Origin of the sequence: Marinoscillum sp., assembly GCF_040222955.1 — a bacterium.
GTDB lineage: Bacteria > Bacteroidota > Bacteroidia > Cytophagales > Cyclobacteriaceae > Marinoscillum.
Genome location: NZ_JAVKCA010000021.1, coordinates 234,518 through 254,425, shown reverse-complemented (window position 1 = coordinate 254,425; position 19,908 = coordinate 234,518). Strand labels below are relative to the sequence as shown.

The following is a 19,908-nucleotide window of genomic DNA, read 5'->3' as shown; positions in this document are numbered from 1 at the left end:
TTTGAGTTGAGGTAGGATCATAGTTATGGAATAATAAAGGGCTGTTGCGATTAGCGCAACAGCCCTTTATTTGATGATATCAATGGACTATTTCTGAGTGTCTATTTTGCCATCCTCTATTACATCGCCTTTCTCATTGAGATCAATGATGTCGTATCCCAATTTGGCAAGCTTGGCTCTGTTGGTGGCTGCATCACCCACCACCAGTATGTAGAAGTTCTCGTCCTTCAGGTATTTGTCCGCCAGGGTGTTCAGCTCTTTTCTGGAAATGGTTCTGATGATTTGGTTTTGCTCGTCCACAAAGGTTTTGTCCAGATTGTAATGATTGATTCTACGTAGAAATCTGGCTTTCTGACCCGGAGTTTCGTAATCCAGTGCATCTCTCTGCCCGATGGCACTGCGCATGAAAGCAAGCTCACTCTCGGTCATTCCGTTCGTACGATAGTTGGAGATTTCCTTCATAAACTCGACCACTGCACTGTCTGTGGTATTGGCTTTTACACCAGCCGAGGCAGTGTATGGTCCCGGATCATCGTCCGAGGAAAAGTAGCCTCTGGCGCCATAGGTCCAGCCTTTGTCCTCTCTCAGGTTCAGGTTGATTCGACTGTTGAAGGCACCTCCCAGCGGGAAGTTCATCAGGTAGGTCTTGAAATAATCTCCCGTAGCATCATAGGGCATATCGGTCACATAACCAATCCTGATCTCAGACTGAGGGGCATCCACCTTGTCCACCATGTAGATCGTGGTTTTCCCAGAGGGTTTTGCCTTTGGCAGTTCCGGGATTTTTACTTCCTTGGCTTCCCAGTTTTTCAGAAACTCCATCTTATCAAGTACCGTTTGACGGTCTATGTCACCGATGATGGCCAGTTCGGAAATTGATGGGGAGTAGTAGTTGTTGTAAAAATTCTTAACATCCTCAAGGGTTATGGCGGCTACAGTTTCTTCGATTCCGCTATTGGGTACGGAGTAGATGTGCTCATCACCGTAAAGGAGTCGGTCAAAAACCAGGTTAGCAATAGCGCCGGGATTTTTCTGTCCGGCTTTGATGCCCTCAAGTTGCTGGTTTTTTAGTCTGTCAAAGTCCTCCTGATTGAACGCAGGTCTTTTCAGTACTTCGTCCATCAGCTCCAGGGTACGATCCAGGTTTTTCACCAAAGTACTGGCAGAGATGGTGGTTTGTGAGGTGCCGGCATATACACTGATGTCACTGCCTATTTTCCTGAGTTCTTCCTGAATCTGCTCTGAGGTATAGTTTTGGGTAGCTTCGTTCATCAGGCCGGCTGTGAGTGAGGCCAGACCGGACTTCTTGGGGTCGTAGGCATCCATTTTATGGCCACCATTTATGGTCAGTTGGACCTCTACTACGGGAATTTCATCTGTTTGAGTACCAATCACCTTGATGCCATTTTCAAATTCTTCTTCCCAGAAGTCAGGCACCTTGATGGTAGGGTTAGGGCCTAGTTCAGGTCTTTTGCTTCGGTCAAATTTGTCTCCCTGAGGTCGGGAATAGCTCAGTCCTGAATAATCTGTGGTCGGGAATGTGCTTTCTCCGGATGTGGGGATCACGTAATTATCCGGTTGTGCCGGAGCAGTATCAGCATCGGGGATTACACTTTGGATCACCCCTTTTTTATTGTAGATGTATTGGTTGAATACCCGCATGACATCTTCCTTGGTGATATTGAGGTACCTGTCCAGATCGTATTTGATGGCGTTGGCATCTCCATAGATGGTTTGATAGTTGGCCAACTGAGATACCTTACCACTCACGCTTGCCAGGCCATTGATGAGGTCCGACTCACGGCTGGCCTTGAACTTGGTGATGTCATCGTCACTCACCCCGTTTTTTGCAAATTCGTCCAGGATGGCACGCATTTCCTGCTCAAATGCAGATAAGGTCTGCCCGGGAAAGGGGAGCACGAACATGGTGAACTCACCAGATAGCTCACTGGCTGGGTGGAATGTGGAGGCCTGAATGGCCTTTTGTGTCAGTACAAATTTCTTATAAAAATAGGAGCTTTTGCCCGTGCCCAGGATTTCTGCCAGACAATCCAGCGGAGCTTCGTCGGGGTGAAAAGCCGGTACTGTAGGGAATGTGAACATGATGGCCGGAAAGCGGATGTTTGAGTCTACATAGGAGACATACCGGTCAGATTTTAACACAGGGGGTTCCAGCTTCATAGGGTCTACCGCAGGTCCGGCCGGGATCACCCCAAAGTATTTTTCCACCATGGCTATTACCTGATCAGGCTCAACGTCTCCACCCACCGTGAGGGTGGCATTGTTAGGGCCATACCAGCGCATGAAGAATTTTTTAAGGTCATTTACATCTACCCGGTCCAGGTCTTCCAGTTTGCCTATGGTCAGCCATGAGTAGGGGTGTCCGTAGGGATACAGGGCTCCGGCAGTCACTTCACTCCATCGGCCATAGGGCCTGTTGTCATAGTTCTGGCCTTTTTCGTTTTTTACCGTAGCTCGTTGCACTTCAAATTTCTTCTGGGTCACGGAGTCCAGAAAGAACCCCATGCGATCCGCTTCCAGCCACAGCATGGTGGCCAGCTGATTACTGGGTACGGTTTCGTAGTAGTTCGTTCGGTCGCGGTTGGTAGAGCCGTTGAGCCGGCCACCGGATTCTGTCACTATTTTGAAGTGCTCTTCGTCGGCCACATTTTCTGAACCCTGAAACATCATGTGTTCAAAGAAGTGAGCAAAACCTGATTTTTGGAGTTCTTCCCGGGCTGATCCCACGTGGTAGGTCACGTCCACATGTACCAGGGGGTCGGAGTGGTCTTCGTGGATGATCAGGGTAAGCCCGTTATCGAGCTGGTATTTTTTATATGGGATGACAATCTCATCGCCTGTTTTGGTGACTTCCTCTATCAGCTTTGTCTGGGCAAAGACCGACCAGCTGGCTAGAGAGATGAGCATTAAGAGCAGTGATTTCTTCATAGTGAGGTTCTGTTTTATTGATTTGGTCATGTAGCATTTGGGGTTAAACGCTGAATAAAATGTGTTATTTGAAATTTTTAAGTTTCAGAAATGATATCCTCAGACCTTCTGGAAAAGAGGATCCTTTTCTGGCAAGGTTAATATTAGAGAAAATAGTACGGTATTCAAATCCTAAAAGTGAGGTTTGGGGGATATGTGGGGATGAATGGACAACAGACGGATCAGTGGTCTTTTTCTGTAGTGAAAATGGACCTATGGAACCACTATTAAAGTAGCTTTTGATTGGCAATGATTTGCTGCTGCACTATTTCTGTATCAGGAGTTTTCCGTGTTGCACACCGTGCTGCGTGGTGATTTCGATCAGATACACCCCATTCTCTATGGCCGGTACTTTCCATTCGTAATTCACCAATCCCGTTTGCTCCAGGTGGATGGACTCCCTTATGAGTGCTCTTCCTGATAAATCCAGTATGCTTAGCGTGATCATTTGCTGATGCGAACTAAAGCTAAAAAAGACATGGTCACTGGCCGGATTGGGATAGCAAATGACTGGAATGGAGGGTGCGGTTACACCCAGAGTCACTTCCTTGTTAGCATAACCGGGAGTACCCCCATCGGGGTGTTCGTACCAGCTTTCGGACAGGCTGTTGTCCAGGGAAGGGTCATCCAGTGCCAGAGAAGAGCCGCCACCTGCCGATGCTGTGGGCCAGGGGGCAGATGGAAGATAGCATACTTCATCAATGGTTTCCCCATTAGGATCGAACAAGCGGAGGCATTCGCCATCACCTGAGAAGCCAAATTCCAGTTCTCCCAGCACATTATGCGCCGTGCTGTGAAAGCTACTGTAGGCACCCAGATCCTTTGCGATTACCAGGTAGCCTCCAGCATCTATGACCGTACCGTCGGGAATTGTAAAGCTGTTTTCATCATCCCCATCTTTGAACACCCAGCCGGAGAGATCCATTGCTGCATTGTTAGGATTATGCAGCTCCACCCAATCTTCGGTATCCAGATTTTCTCCCGACTTATAGTTGATTTCATTGATGACAATGTCATTTCCTGAACCCGTTTCAAAGACGGCTGTGACTGTCATGTTTTTAGTGAGATCGAGAAATATTTCGGGCTGTGTGCCGGTCACATCACCTTCCCACCTCACAAATTTCCCGCCGTGGGAAAAGGCCGACAAACGCACGGGAACTCCCTGAAAATAGATTCCTTTCCAATCGGACTTGTCCGTCACCAGTGAATTGACCTGTACAGCGCCGTGGTTCGGGTTACTGCTTTTCACTGTGAGTGTATGTTCTCCAGAGAGTCCAAATTGACTTCTGAGGTGCTGCCTCACATATTGTGGTCTGTTTTCCGCAAACGTCTTCATCACTGAGACTTGATACAACCAGTTATTGTAGTCACCACCCCATCGACTCATGTGCTGGGCTATTTCAGGAGCGATTTCATCACTTAGGACATTTATTTTAGCCAGTGTCTCCGCCGAAGAGAGGGCTGTGTTGAGCTGGTCAGCAAATGAATTGATAAACAGGTTTTTAAAGTTCTCGTTTTTCAGGAGGTTTCTTAGCAGAAACGTAGACCATGCCGGATTTGGCCAGCCGGGACCATTGGGATCCAGGGCGAAGCTGAGGGTATTGTTATAGTAATTTTCACCACCATATACCCCAAATCCAAAATCTGTATCATAGGTTATCCACCTCCATTTGGCACCGGGCTTATTTTCTTTCCAAAACTTGATGTTATTGCCTGGCCAGTCGGTGTTGTCAATGAAGATGTTGCCAATCTGATATTGAGCAAAGTTGAAGACATCCACGTGATTTTGCACGTACTCATAGTGCTCGTCTTCAGCAAGGTCGTGATCGGCTATGTAGGCAATAAGATCGTGATAGCTGGAAGGGTCTCCTTCTACAGAGGCTCCGTTGGCCTCCAGGATGATGATGTTATCCGGATCCAGGTTGTGGTGATTAGCGAGAAAATCCTCATTCACCTTCTCCCTAATGTTTTGGATGCCCCAGTATTCACCGTTCAGATAGAGCACTGCCGGGCGAAATGCCTGACGATCTACGGTTTCGTGAAACAGGGAGGTCATGAAGCCGTCCCTAAACATGGATGAGTTCCAGTCGTTGCCTGAATTACGCAGAACCAGGCTATTGAAGTGATTCATCGCAAGGTCAGGAAATACCTGATAATTAATAGCCTCAGCTCCATATGATTTTCTTGCAAAAATGGCCAGCGACTTTTGGGCACTAGCCCTGGACCAGGCACCGAAAATTTTTGTTCCTGCTGCCAGACTAAAGGCCTGGGTACCGTCCGGTTCGTAAAGTTCAATGTGAATAGGTTTTTCCCAGTCCTGCCAGAAGTTGGCTCCATAGTGGGGGATGTTCGATTCGGCGTTTGGCCCCATTACATAGATGCCTTCATGCTCATCCCACAGATGATGGGGATCAGTGGATACAGAGACCACTGGAAGTGAGTGATTGGCATTGAGAAGGTAGGTGTTGGCTGATACATTTACCGGGATGCTGTTTTCTTTGATGACCACTGCTTTCACTACAGTGGTTTTGTCAATGGTTATGGGGCCGGTGTACAGGGCGGCATTGCTTAGGTCGGGATCAGCGCCACTGGTGGTGTAATAGATGCTTTCTGCGCTCCCACCGGAAGAGAGCGAGAGTTGAAAACTACCAGAGAATGAACCTCCTTTCCTGGAAAAACTCACCTCTTCAGAGAAGTATTGATAGCCCTGGCTGCTATTGGCGGTACCAGGGGTTGGTTCGGTGAAATAGAGCAGGTTTTCCAGATCGTCAACCGGGTGTCCTATCGAGATATTGGCTCGCATGGGGCCGGTGAACAGCGAGTCTGTAACCACTCCATCTGACCCAAACAAGTAGATGGTCTCCCCATCCGCTGAGATCTTAAAATCCGTGTGAAGGCTATTGGAGGGAGCGGTGAGAAAGGAAGATAATCCTACCTCTGAGGGGCTTTTTTTACCCACTGACAGGAATGGAATAGCAGATAGATCGGACGATGTGGCATTTACATTATGCACCTGCACGCAAAGGACATTTTCACCAGAGGTCAAAATGGAGCTAAAATCGGCAATTTCAAATGCTTCAGGGCTACCACCAGAATAGAGCTGTGCTTCATGATCAGGTGAAGCGAAGGCATCAAAATCCGCTGAAGTCAGGTTGCTACGAGCAATCTCTGAGCCGTTGAGGTAAGCGATAAATCCATCATCGTAATCCATGTGTAAAACCACTTGCTGGAGATCTGCCAGATTATTTATCTGAAAAGTCTTGCGCAGGAAGACCGAACCTGCCTGAGAGAGTTCGGTGTTGTCATCATTATCGCCATAACCAAACCCACTAGGGCCACTTGACCAATTGGAATCATCAAACGAAGGGGAGGTCCAGTCAGCAATGGGCGCTTGCGGAACGATGTATTTCCAGGTGTCACCCAGGTCAATAAGTGTTTCCCAATAAAGAGGTGGATTTTTACGGTCTTTATCCGATGCGAATATGAGTTGATAGCCACCGGGTGCGATGACTACATTCTCAAAAATCCATGCGCTTTCCTTTTCATCTGACAAACCGAAACCGGAGAGATCCACTGCTGTGCTTCCGGTATTGAAGAGTTCCAGCCAGTCGGGAGTGTCACCATCCTCGTCCCTGAAGGTGGTATTGGAGGCCATCACTTCATTGATGATGATTTGCTGGGCCGGGAGGATTTCGGGGAAAAAGAGCAGGACGGATAGGAAGCAGATAATGGTTGATTGACCAAAAGGGAGGTGTGAAATCATCAAGGATTAAATATGAATTTCGAAATTTTGTGAAGATTATTTTATAAATCTAACGAAATGCGTTCGTGTTTTATGTGTACATCTTACGCATTTGAAAAAAAATAGTATCTATCAGTATCATATTTTCACCAACTAATCAATGGATATAATACAGTAAATCCGAAGAAAATTTCATAACAAACAGGCTTTAAGAAGAGGATTACCCCTAAAGTATAATTTACCGATTTCCGAATATGGTTCATCACCGGTGTGGGGTATTTTATCGAAATTAGCTTTCAGTTGTGTATAAGGAGAGTTAGATTAGTTTCGTGATCAACCAGACTATGAGACTTTTACTTGCTACATTGGTTTTCCTTTCCTCCATAGGAAGCTACGCTGCTTGTCCCAGCCCAACCACTACGGGTAATTTTCTAAACCCATCTGGTCGAATAGATGACCACACAGATCTTGTTTCGGATGACTGTACCCTGGATCCTAATGATTATTCAAATTTGCGAATTAACAATAATCGAACCCTTACCGTGAATGGGAATCTCCTGATCACAGGAGATTTCACCATTTATGGCACGTTGGTGGTGAATGGCACGGTGACCATTGAGGGCGATCTGACGATTGACGGAGATGGTCAGTTGATATTGAATGGTGGGTCTCAAATGGAGGTGCAGGGGGATGTGGATAATGGTGGATTTTTTTCAGCAATATTTGCCCCGGCAGGCCAGGGTGGGGATGTAGATGGCACCCTTATCGTCGGTAATGATTTTAATAACAACAATGGCGGGGTGATGAGCGTGGGAGACGGGGGAGTGATGGACATAGGTGGCGCATTAAATGCGAACCCCGGAAGTTCAATGACTGTGGCAGATGGAGGCACTATGTCGGCCGGCTCGGTGAATGACCCTGGCGCGACTGTGAGTGGGCCGGATGACTGTAGTGATGGCTGCTGCGGGGTAGGGTGTAGTGCTTTGCCTGTTACACTTATTTCTTTTAGTGGTGCGTTTGAGGGAAATACCATATCCCTCTCATGGTCCACAGCATCTGAAGTCAACAATGATTATTTCGAAGTAGAAAGGTCTCAAGATGGTCATGATTTTGAAATGGTGGCCAGAGTGAGTGGCAATGGTAACTCCAAGAGCCTTATCAAATATGAATACAGTGATGAGCAGGTATCAGCAAATGTTTATTATTACCGGCTGCTGCAAGTGGATTTTGATGGGGAGTTTGAGTATTTCCCGGCCATCGCTATAGCTGCTTCTCCAACACCAGGTGAGCGGTTCTCAGTATTCCCAAATCCCATCACCACGGGTGATTTGACTATAGTCTGCCCAGATATACCTTACAGTGGGGTTCCCGAAGCTTATATATATGACGCCAACGGATCTGTGGTTCTACACGAAATCCTGAACACAGCGGGGAGCCGATGGGTAATTGAGCATCCGGATGAGTCGCTCACTCCCGGAGTGTATCTGCTCAGAGTGATTGCAGGTGCTCAGGCATACACCAGGCGGTTGGTCGTCAAGTGATGGGCTAGCTGTTCTTTAGAATCATCGCACTTCCCTGCCAGTCAGGTATTTCTACTAATGTTTCCGGGATGGTCGGCATAAATTTATCGAGTGCTTTTCGGATGCCTTCCCAGTTGTGGTTATAGTCATGAATGATGATTACCCCACCCGGTGATAGTTTGGGATAGAAGTATTCCAAAGCAGCCAGGGTAGGTTTGTAGAGGTCCGCATCCAGGTGTACAAAGGCGTACTGTGATTCCTGAATACCTGTGGCCGATTGAGGAAAGAGCCCCGGATGAAACTCCACATTTTCATTACCATTGATATAGTCTTTGACCATTTCGAGTGAGGTGTTCGAAAAGGTGGTGGTACTGTACTTTTCTTCGTCACGGTTTTCTGAGCCCAGATCGCTTTCATGGAACCCTTCAAAAGTGTCAAAAAGGTGTAGCCTCCTCTCAGGATCCATTTCATGCAAGATGTTGGCGGTTTCCCCCTGATAAACGCCCAGTTCGGCAAAAGCACCAGATACTCCTTGTTTACGGAGGCGCTCTACCTGAAGCCAGAAGGTGTAGAACCTCACCTTATCCCGGTAGGTTCTTTCCAATGTTCGCAGGTTTGCAGAGATCTGGTGCCGACGGAGAGCCTCTTCCCACTGGTAGGGCTTGCTGATCTTGTAAGACCACTTGAGCGTAAGCAGATTGTAGCCAAGAAACAGGAGGATCAGGACAAGTAAAATGCTGATAAGGTCTATGAGCTCAAGGGTAATGGCGGTGTGCATATATCTGACTTTGATGCACTGCGAAACTAAGGATTTTGATGGTCAAATGAGTAAGTAGGCTAGCTTTACGATCGAAAGCGATCCGCCAAAGGTGTTCACTTCCTTTATTCCGGGCTTAGAGGATGATTGTGATATTTATATTCTTTTGATTAGAAGCTTTTCTAAAAACTCATCAAGATTAGAGTCACTTGGTCGATGTACATTATTCATTATCAAATTGGCAGATGAGTCGAACAAGCCCTGATAAGGATACGCGAAAATTTGATCACTTAGCTGGTTATCAATATCAAAGTAATGTGTTCCTGTTTCTCCGTACTTGTCAATATATCTATCGAATCTTTCTCCGGGACTACTAGTGCAAATATTTAAAAACTGTATATCCTTTCCATATTTCTTAACGAAGTATTCCTGATGCTCAAAATCCAAAGCACAACCACGACATCCAACAAACCACATATTGAGGTATGTATATGGAAATTTGCTGATTTGTTCGCTGAGGTTGATTGCATCTCCTGCTCTGGAGTAGACCACAGTATTTTTATCAATTGTAAATTCAAGCGACCTTAAGGAATCACTCAGATATGCATAGTAATCGAGAATCTTGTTGTCATATCCCTTTGAAGCCAATAGATACCTTAAAGAATCAAAAGAGTCCAAATCACATTTTGCGTAATTATCAATAAATTTGGTTTCAAAAATCTCCTTTACCCGTCCTGTTAAATTGGTCTCTGAAAACTTAAACAGAACTCTGAGGAAGGCATCTAATCTGGGTACACCAACCTGCTCCGGAATATATTCGTCAATATTGGATTCAGCAGCAACCTTTAGAAAATCATACAATAAATGGCTGTTTTGAAAGGACGAATCTTTGTAATCAACCATATCTAGAAAAGTGTAATACCCCACTGGCAACTCGGTGGTATCAAATCTCAGATATTTTCTGTTTACTGGTTCGCTGATCTTTCCTCGTAGATACTGATATCTTAAATGATTTAACTCATAATGGACAAAATCTGCACTAAGTCCGAGTCCGTTTGTATCCTGATCAAACTGGTGTAACTCTAAATTGTAAGCCGAATCCATCAATTTCAGAAAATCTTCATAGGGCTGATCCCTTGCTTGGAACTGAATGAGTTCTATTTCAGAGGAAAGGGGGTTCAGCGCCTTGTTTTGAAAGTACCTATACCGATTGGCTCTTTTCCCCTCAAAATGTATCTGTCTGATAAAGTCATCATTGTCAGATTTGATTTGAGCAGTGAGGTAGACCGAATCTCCCGGATAAACCCATACCTTGAATCTGTTAGGCCCTACAGAGAGCCAGAGTTCACTTGGTGTTGATTTCTTAAATCTAAAACAAAAATACTCTGTTGAATCTGGTTTGAATTCGAATTGTTGGTATTGACTTGAAACATCCTGAACTGTTCGTATTTTGACTTCTCTCCAAAATGAGCCTTTGATATTTCCACTAATGACTACTTCATCATCACCGACCGGTAAGTATCTTGTGGTTTGTTCACAGGAAAGAAAATTGAGAATAACGAAAAAAGAAATGATCAATTTTTTCATGGACTTAAAACATCCAGGTAGGTGAAGAAACCACAGCGTACCCACGAAGCTTCACCTAAGCTACCACAATAACCAGTGCAAGTCAAATATTATCCTTAGCAGCTTTTACTTCAAGCGGGTTTCGTAGGACTGTATCCATTCATCTGCGGTCACTTTGCTTACGAGATCACCGATGAGCTCAAGGGGAATTTCGTTGATCTTCTTAAACCGGATGCAGCTTTTGCCCATATCCAGTCTGGTTTTACAATGCAGGGGATAGGCTGTTGTAAACCAATGCATGAGGTCCGGATCTGCATAGATGCCCATGTGGTAGAGCGCAATGAAGTTTTTCTGAGCGGCGATATTGATAAAGGGGAGCGGCAATTTAGGGTCGCAATGATAACCCGTCGGGTAGCGCTCATGAGGTACCACATACCCGATCATTCCGTAGCTCATTTTTTCTTCAAATCCGTCTGGGAGGTGGTCTAAGATGGTCTGTCGGAGTTTTTGAAAAGGCTTTTGTCTCTCTTCGGGCAACTGGCTGATGTACTCTTCGGGGCTGTTAGCGTTGATCTTCATGGTGTTTGATCCTTATGGTTTAAAGCTGGTTCTTATTCGGTGCGTCAGGGTTAACAATCATAGGTCGAGGAGCGTGGGATTGGGGTTTTTGAATGAATCTTTAAAAGTATAAACAATGGGAGTGAAATGGTATCTGCTTTGAACAAAGTTGAACAGAAAGAGAATGAAGCATCACGACACGGTATGGGCGACCCTCTGGAAACGTGCTTCCCAGTTAAGTGGGCAGAGTTGGCAATAAAGTGTGTATGTTTCACTTATTGTTGCACAACAGGTCGAATTTCATGTTATTCACGTTTTCTATCATGCTAGCGCAAAGGTTTGAGATTTTACCTTACATGTATTTACCTGCTGATTGCCAGCTGGTCGCTCACCGCCCAGGTGCTTAGTGACGAGGTGAGATCTATCTACAATTTCAATAGTGCAGGTCGGTTTATTGAGGTGTGGGACAGCCTGGAGCAGTCTGGTAATGGTGTTTTTCAAAACCCTGTGGGCGAGTGGCTGGCTCCCGTCGAATACTTTTATGAAAAAGCAACGCTCGATCAGGATACGGTGACTCTTCAAAAACTGACTTATCCTTTGGCCCTGGTCTACCATACCCTGGCTTTGTATCAAAAGTGCATTCCTCTGCTGGCGGAGTTGGTGAAGCGGAAGGAGTCTCTGACTGGCCATCGCTATGAATATGCAATACTGAAGCTGGAGGAAGCTTACCGACGTACGGGAAACCTCAAGGAGGCCATTCCCCTGAGAAAGCAAAGAATAGATGCCGGATTTGAGGATAGCTTTTGGGAAATCTACGCCGAGGCAGACCTGTTTACAGAAGCCATCAAGGATTTCAGGCTTTCTGAAGATTTGCCACCTCAAGGCTGGAACAGGATGGTTTATTTCATGGACCTGGCCTCACTTTTCAAAGAAAATGCCGACTATGACAGTGCGATCTACTATTATGAGAAAGCACATGAAGATGGACGGCACATTATGACTCACACCGAGTACGATGGGAAGTCTCCGTATACAGAATCCAATAAACACTACTGGACAGCCTACTCTGGCGGCATGATTGGTCAGGTGCTGGTGGCACAAGGCAATTATGAGGAGGCGATACCTCTTTTGATGACGGACATAGCAATGAGCAAAACGATCCATGAGGTGGATAATACCCTCAATAAGCGTCTGGATCTGGCTGAGTGTTTCATTCACCTTGAGGATTTACCACGTGCAGCGAGCTATATTGATACAGTCAAAAACCTATTGGGCAACAGAGGTTGGCTGGTAACCCGGCGGAGGCTTTTGGAAGTGGAGGCAGAGTATTTTTATGAAACCAGGCAGTTTGGAAATGCCGCCAAATACCTCAAGGAATTTAATAAACTCAATGATTCGCTCAATGAAATGAGTAACCGAAACAACCTCATTGCCATGACCACTCTCCTTGATTCAGATCAGCAGCGAGCTGTCCTGGCAGAACAGAAGCTTGAAATAGAGAAGGTCAATTCAATCAAAAAAAACCAAAGCAATCAGGTGAATCTGCTGATATCAGGGATGGTGATACTTACCCTGGTGATTGTCGTTTTGTTTCTCAACTATAAGCAAAAGCTGAATAGCAAATTGGAAGCCGAGCGCAAGCTTGAAGAAAAAGATATTTTCCTGAGAGAGTTGCACCATCGAATCAAAAATAACCTCCAGATCACCTCGGGACTATTGCAGCTGCAAGCTGATAAATCCAATGATGATTTTGTGAATTCTGCGCTGAAGGAAAGCAAGGGAAGAATCAAGTCCATGGCCCTGATTCATAATTTATTGATAGGAGACAATAGCGTTTCGTCGGTTTCACTAAAGAAGTATATTGAGGAGCTGGTCAGGTTGGTGGAGCAGAGCCTGGGTCGGGCAAAGGATATCCGGGTGGTTACCTACATAGAGGATCTCGAAGTGGATGATGAACTGGCTGTTCCGCTGGGGTTGATTATCAATGAGATTCTGACCAATAGCTACAAATATGCCTTTGATTCTTCTGCTGGTGAGATTTCCATTCGGTTTTGTAGAAACGAACAAGGGGGTGAAATCCTTGAAATCCGCGACAATGGAAAAGGTTTTCCAGCGCATTTCTCGATAGAAGAGTCCGATTCGCTCGGCATGCAGCTGATCACGATGCTCTGTGGGCAGATAAGAGCTAATCTGAATATTTTTTCAGATGGTGGTGCCGTCTATCGGATTCAATTTAATACAGATTAAACGATGAGTGAGAAAATCAAAATATATGTAGTGGAGGATGAGGCCATCACTGCGGCCACAATCAAGAGCTATTTGCATCAGGTGGGTTATGAAGTATGTGGAATGGCCGATGAGGCCACTACAGCCTGGAAGGAGATTCAGTCTGTTAAAGTGGATTTGGCCATTTTGGACATCAACCTGATTGGCGAGAAGGATGGCATCTGGCTGGCGCAAAAAATTCACGAGCTTGGCACCATTCCCTTTATTTTTCTCACGGCCTATGGCGACCGAAAAACGGTGGAGAGTGCCCTCACCTTTAAACCCGATGGTTATCTGATCAAGCCATTTGAAGAGATGGATTTGTACACTGCCATCAAAATTGCCCTGGAAGCGTTTTCCAATAGGGCGACCACCAAGCCACTTGCCGAGACCGACAATGTAGTGGTAAATGACAGCCTTTTCATTAAGGACGAGCATATTTTGGTCAAGCTGACCATTGACGATATTCAGTTTGTGAAGTCAGATGGCAATTATCTGGAGTTGCACCTGACTTCCAAAAAACACCTGGTCAGGAGTAAGCTCACGGATTTCGCTGAGAGGTTGCCTGGAAACTTCATTCAGGTGCATCAGCGCTATCTGGTCAATTTATCAAAGGTGGAAATGATCGGCAATGGTTATCTGACAGTTGCAGGTAAAGAAGTCCCCATTTCAAAATCGTTCAAAGACAACCTCTTTGGCAGTATTAAGACCATTTAAATGCGGTTTTTGGAGAGATTATCATCTTAAGAAAATTCGCTGGTCATACTTCACAGCATTCGAGCCATACTTCACTTTTTTTCAGCAATCATGTCCTTTGAAGACTAACTATGGTGATTGATAATCTTAGTTAATATTCAAAATTCACCGACATGAGAAAACTTTTCGCCTTAGTATTATTCTTTTTACTAACCCACTGGTCGTGGGCCCAGACAACTTACACAGTTGCCAATACCAACGATGAGGGTGCCGGTTCTCTTCGCGAAGCGATGACGCTTGCAGAGACTACTGCCGGGGCAGACATCATTGACATGTCAGGAATTTCCGGAACGATTACTCTGGGGAGTGCACTTCCTGACATCACCCAGAACCTGACCATCAATGGACCAGGATCAGCTGATCTGGCTATAGATGGTGCAGATACTTATCGCATCTTTTTTATTGTGAATGAAACTGCTCCAACGGTTGTGATTAACGATCTGACGCTGCAAAATGGATTAGCCAAAGGGGAAGACACACGATATGGTGGAGCAGGCGCTGGAATGGGAGGAGCCATCTATGCTGATAATGCCAATCTGAGTTTAGAAAATGTAGTCCTTGACGGAAACACAGCGCAGGGTGGAAATGGGGGTGTCACTGGATCCGATAGTGGCGGTGCCGGACCCTTTGATACTGGCGGGGCTCAAGGCTCTTCAGGAGCCAATGGAAACCCCGGAGGTACTGGAGGATTTGGTTCTGGTGGCGGTGTTGGTGGTGCGGCCACTGTCTATGGTGGCGGAGCCAACGGCAGAGGCGGAACAGGTGGATATGGTGCCGGAGCAGGAGCTCCTGGGGTTGCCAATTTTCAAGCGCCAGGTACATCACCAGGCGGAACAGGCGGAACGTTCGGTGGAAGTACAAATTCATTCAATGGAAGCTCAAGCTCTAGTGCAAGATCCGGTGGTGGAGGCGGAGGCCTTGGCGGTGCACTGTTCGTCAGAACTGGATCTGCTGAATTCACAAATGTGACATTTTCAAATAACCAGGCCACCAAAGGCCTTGGTGGAGCCTACTCAAATGATGGTCAGGGAAAAGGCGGAGCGCTCTTCCTAATGGATGGCGTGACGGCAGAGGGAGTAGGAGTTTCTTTCAGTAACAACACTGCTTCAAACGCTGGAGAGGATGATTCTGATAACAATAACAACTACGGAGCACTCAGTATTATTACCAATATTGTGATTGAATCCAATCCGGAAGATGATGAAATATCGGAAGGTGAAGATGTTGTCTTTTCTGTTTCTGCTACCGGAAGTGGAACCACTTATCAGTGGCAGGTAAACGAGGGCGGTGATTGGTCTGACATGGAAGACGATGATCAGATCAGCGGGTCGGATACCGAGGAACTAAGCCTTACTTGTCTCGATATTAACTGGGATCAGTACCAATTTCGATGCGTTGTGGACGGAACACTGAATACGGAGACTTCCGAGGCAGCTACCCTTACCGTGAATCCTGCACCTGCACTAGAGGTCACCATTACCGGACAGGATTTTGTATTGTGCGGCGCTCAGTTGAATACCTATACGGCAGTGGCCGAAAATGTGGAAACCACACCCGAATACCAGTGGTTGGTCAACGGCGAGGAAATAGCCGAAGAGACCGAGGAAACCTTCACTTATGAAGTTTCTGACGGAGACGAAATAAGTGTCATTTTGAGTGAGCCAGGCGCTTGTTATACAAGAGCTGCTGCCACCTCTGAGATTATAACGATAGAAGAAAGTGATACTATAGCGGTCACTACCGATGCTTCTTCAGGTGAAGGCAGTTTCGCATGGGCCATTGAATTAGCCAATGATGCAGCTTGCGATCAAACGATCATAGTGGATCTGACTGGCTTGCCTGACAATTCCACCATCAACATCAGCGGGATACTGATAACTGCCAGCAGATTGAAGATCCTGGGGCCAGGCCGGGATCTGCTTAAGTTTGAAGACACGACCCCTTCAGGTTACTCCATAAGTTCTCAAGGCATGGAATACCTTGAAATGTCAGGATTTGAACTCTTCCACGATCAGGAAAATACCAATGATGGGTTGAAGCTTGAGTCAAGTATGACAGTTCTTTCAGAAATAGCAGTGTCAGGTTATACACAAAACGGGATAAGCACCGTATCCATGGACAATGATTTCGATCAGTTACTCTTATCTGATAACAGGAACGGTATTTTATTCTATAGCTCTGAGCTAGGTGCCGAGACTTCCTCGGAAGTACCTGCAAGTGTCTCATTGACAAACTCTGAGTTTGATAATAATGAAACATCCGTATTTATTAATGATTTTCAGTCCTTCACAACCTCAACCATTGAGAATGTAGTGATCAAAAATAACCAGGATGAATACGACGGAGGATTGCAAATCAATCTTTACAACTCATCAGGAAGTTTCACCACCACGCATTACATCACTAATGTGTCCTTTATCAATGCATATGGAAGTGGAGCCAACCTAAAGGCATCTGACGGGAATGATCAAATCATTGCTCATTTTACCAATTGTACCTTCTCTGGAAATGGTATTCGATCGTATGACGACAATCTGGATGCTGAAACTACCTATATTTCGGCACTGGCCAACAAGAATTCTGAGGCGATACTTACCAATTGTACCTTCGCACAAAACGCAATTGCCATTAGCTATGATGAGGTTTCGGGAGGAAGCGCCCTGGCAACCATTAAGAACTCCATTTTTGTGGGGAACACGATTAGCAATGTATATACTTCAACAGGCGAGGCAACAGTAACAGAAGCTAATAATATTGGCTACCCGACCTTTTCAGGAGAAGCCTCTGACGTGATCAATACAACCCTTACCGATCCAGGCGGGACTGGCCTTTTGGTTCATGAATTAGTCGTTTGTACTTCTTCTGCCCTGGATGCCGGTGATGACTCAGTGGCACCTGAGACAGACCAATTGGGCAATGACCGACAAGGGATTTCTGATATTGGTGCGGTGGAATCACAAGGTTTTATTAACACACAACCACAAGACCAGACCGAATTACTTGGAAATGAAGCAACTTTCTCTGTGACGGCAAGTGCTGAAGCACCCACCTATCAATGGCAGGTGAGCAGTGGCGGTGAATATACAGACCTGGCTGATGATGCCACTTATTCAGGGACTCAGACCAGTGAGCTTACGATCGCCGAACTATCAGATGACCTGGATGGAAACAGCTATCGCGTGGTGATTAATGGACTCTGCGAAAATATTTCGAGCGGTGCGCTTTTGGAGGTCATTCATTATCCTACTTCCGAGGATGGTTCGGTTACGATGCTTGAGGACGCTACTTACACCTTTCAGGAATCAGACGTTGCATTTTCGGATAGTGATGAAGACCTCTTTGCCGGGATACAAATCATCACAGACGTATCTTCGGGAGACCTGTTGTATGACGGAGATGCGGTCAATACGGAGGTTATCTATTCTGACCTTACACTCCTGACTTTTACGCCAGAGGCCAATGACAATGGGGATGATTACACTTCTTTCACATTCAGAGTAGCGGATGATTCTGGTGGGGATGTGCTTAGTGAGCTGATCTATACCATGACCATCAATGTATCGTCGGTTGGTGATGCGCCCACGGACATTTCACTTTCCAAAAGTGATATAGATGAAGACGCAGCGGTTGGTTCGGCGATCGGCACGCTGACGACCACAGATGCGGATACAGATGACGCCTTTAGCTATGAAGTGCTTACGTCCATTCAGATCGAGGGACAAACCATTTTCCCGATTGTCGCCAGCGGTGACCAACTGATCACTACCGTGCCACTGGATTTTGAGCAGGTTCCTCAGTATTTGATACAGGTGAAGGCGACAGATGCTTATGATTTGACCTTTACGAAATCATTTTTACTATCGACCAATGATGTGAATGAAGCGCCCACCAATCTGACACTTAGCGCGAGCACTGTCGATGAAAACTCTATGGTGGGGAGTAAGGTAGGTGACTTTAGTTCGGATGATCAGGATACCGACGCTGCAGAGGCCACTTTTACTCTGAAAGATGGCGTTACTGATCATGCAGCTTTCACCATTACAGACAATGCGCTTTATGTGGCCGAGCTTTTGGATTTTGAAACCAGGTCAAGTTATGAAGTGACCGTGTTGGCCAATGATGGTAACGGTGGCGAAACAGAAGAAACGTTCACCATCACGGTAAATGACCTCAATGAGGCACCCACCGCTATCGCGCTTTCTGTAGCTTCCATCAATGAAAATGAGGCTTCGGGTACTTTAATAGGTGTACTGACTGCTACGGATTTGGACGCAGACGATACGCACACCTTTTCGCTGGCTTCCGGTGTAGATGACAATGATTCGTTCACAGTGTCTGGAAATGAGCTGTTCGCTGCTGAGTCATTTGATTTTGAGACGAAAGACACCTACACTGTCACAGTCACTGCGCAGGATGCAGACGGACTAACTTATGAGGAATCCCTGACTGTCTCTGTGATCGATGTGTTTGAGAAATTGGATCAGGTAATCACTTTTGGTGTTTTACCTACCAAAGCCTTCGGAGATGCTGATTTTACACTTTCAGGCTCATCCACCAGTGGTTTGGCTCTGACTTATGCTTCATCGGATCCCACCATAGCTGCCCTAAGTGGCACCACCGTGAGTATTCTCAAGGTGGGTTCCGTGAGCATCACTGCTTCTCAGGCAGGGGATGATACGTACAATCCTGCCACCGAGGTAGTGCAAACTTTGACCATCGGAAAGGCTAGTCAGGCCATCACTTTTGGTGCTTTGGAGGATAAAACTTTCGGAGATGCTGCCTTTGACCTCACGGCTACAGCTAGCAGCGGTTTGTCGGTAAGTTACCTGTCGTCAAATGAGTCCATTGCGACTGTCTCTGGCGCTACAGTGACCATTCATGCTACGGGCACAGTGGAGATCACAGCCATACAAGCAGGGGATGACAACTACGCAGCGGCGAGTGACGTTGTTCAAACTTTGACCATCGGAAAAGCTGGCCAGGCCATCACTTTTGGCACTTTGGAGGATAAGACTTTCGGAGATGCCGATTTCGACCTGGTGGCTTCCGCCAGTAGTGGACTGGCTCTGACTTTTGTCTCATCTGATCCGGCTGTTGCCAGCGTGAGCGGCAGTACCATCACCATTCATGCCGCCGGTTCTGTGACCATCACTGCCTCTCAGCCTGGTGATGACAGCTTTGCTGCAGCCACGGCAGTGGAGCAGGAGCTCACCATTCACAAGGCCGCTCAGTCTATTACTTTTAACGAATTGGAAGATGTACCGGAAGGAAGTGCACCGATCGCCCTCACCGCGGTAGCATCATCAGGTCTGGAGATCACTTATACAGTCATCGGGCCGGTTACCCTATCGGGCAACGAGCTTACGGTTACAGGAGCAGGTTTGGTCACTGTTACGGCCAGTCAGGCAGGTAATGGCAACTATCTGGCAGCAACTCCTGTAGGGGTTTCCTTTGAGGTAACAGCGGACCAGTCGATCGTACTCAGTACGCTGCAGGAGGGGTTGAGGGTTTATCCCAATCCGTATGCGGAGCAGTTTACCCTGGACGTAACCAACTTATATAGAGGTACGGTGAACCTCAGTTTGACTGATCTGAGCGGAAGGGTGGTATTTTCAACTGGTTATGAGAAACAAGCGGAGCGGTTGGTGATGCAGGAAACTGTGGAGGTGGCTCCAGGAATATACACTCTGATCCTTACGGTGGGCAACGAGCGGGTGCTCCGGAGGGTAATCAAGAAATAGGAGGTTTAGGCACTA

The 19,908-nt window shown here is 46.4% G+C and carries 9 protein-coding genes; 4 read left to right on the top strand and 5 right to left on the bottom strand.

The features are described from left to right. Positions 1 to 87: 87 nt before the first annotated feature. Both RIH33_RS18805 and RIH33_RS18800 read right to left on the bottom strand, forming a co-directional pair. Positions 88 to 2,949, bottom strand: a complete 2,862-nt coding sequence (locus RIH33_RS18805) for a M16 family metallopeptidase (protein ID WP_406652883.1) — start codon at positions 2,947 to 2,949, stop codon at positions 88 to 90. 304 nt (positions 2,950 to 3,253) lie between these two features. Continuing rightward, positions 3,254 to 6,751 carry a CotH kinase family protein gene (locus RIH33_RS18800; protein WP_406652882.1) on the bottom strand — a complete coding sequence of 1,166 codons (3,498 nt, stop codon included), beginning with the start codon at positions 6,749 to 6,751 and terminating at the stop codon, positions 3,254 to 3,256. A gap of 323 nt (positions 6,752 to 7,074) precedes the next feature. Between RIH33_RS18800 and RIH33_RS18795 the strand changes: the two genes are divergently transcribed. Further along, complete coding sequence (locus RIH33_RS18795) at positions 7,075 to 8,271, top strand: T9SS type A sorting domain-containing protein (RefSeq protein WP_406652881.1); 1,197 nt, start codon at positions 7,075 to 7,077, stop codon at positions 8,269 to 8,271. A 4-nt stretch (positions 8,272 to 8,275) separates the two neighbouring features. On the opposite strand, the gene RIH33_RS18790 is transcribed toward RIH33_RS18795, so the two are convergent. The 3 genes from RIH33_RS18790 to RIH33_RS18780 form a co-directional block, all read right to left on the bottom strand. Further along, entirely contained in the window at positions 8,276 to 9,028 is a 753-nt protein-coding gene (locus tag RIH33_RS18790; protein ID WP_406652879.1) for a TylF/MycF/NovP-related O-methyltransferase, read from the bottom strand. Positions 9,029 to 9,163: 135 nt separating this feature from the next. Further along, the gene (locus RIH33_RS18785; RefSeq protein WP_406652877.1) at positions 9,164 to 10,594 is read right to left on the bottom strand and encodes a TlpA family protein disulfide reductase; all 1,431 of its coding nucleotides are present in this window, start codon (positions 10,592 to 10,594) and stop codon (positions 9,164 to 9,166) included. A 105-nt stretch (positions 10,595 to 10,699) separates the two neighbouring features. Beyond that, the gene (locus tag RIH33_RS18780; protein WP_406652875.1) at positions 10,700 to 11,152 is read right to left on the bottom strand and encodes a DUF1801 domain-containing protein; all 453 of its coding nucleotides are present in this window, start codon (positions 11,150 to 11,152) and stop codon (positions 10,700 to 10,702) included. Positions 11,153 to 11,470: 318 nt separating this feature from the next. Between RIH33_RS18780 and RIH33_RS18775 the strand changes: the two genes are divergently transcribed. The 3 genes from RIH33_RS18775 to RIH33_RS18765 all read left to right on the top strand — a co-directional run bounded on the left by RIH33_RS18775 (position 11,471) and on the right by RIH33_RS18765 (position 19,893). Then, complete coding sequence (locus RIH33_RS18775) at positions 11,471 to 13,378, top strand: sensor histidine kinase (protein ID WP_406652874.1); 1,908 nt, start codon at positions 11,471 to 11,473, stop codon at positions 13,376 to 13,378. Positions 13,379 to 13,381: 3 nt separating this feature from the next. Beyond that, entirely contained in the window at positions 13,382 to 14,113 is a 732-nt protein-coding gene (locus tag RIH33_RS18770) for a LytR/AlgR family response regulator transcription factor (protein WP_406652872.1), read from the top strand. A gap of 152 nt (positions 14,114 to 14,265) precedes the next feature. Further along, positions 14,266 to 19,893, top strand: coding sequence for a cadherin domain-containing protein (locus tag RIH33_RS18765; protein ID WP_406658724.1), 5,628 nt, complete (start codon positions 14,266 to 14,268; stop codon positions 19,891 to 19,893). The last annotated feature ends 15 nt before the right edge of the window (positions 19,894 to 19,908 follow it).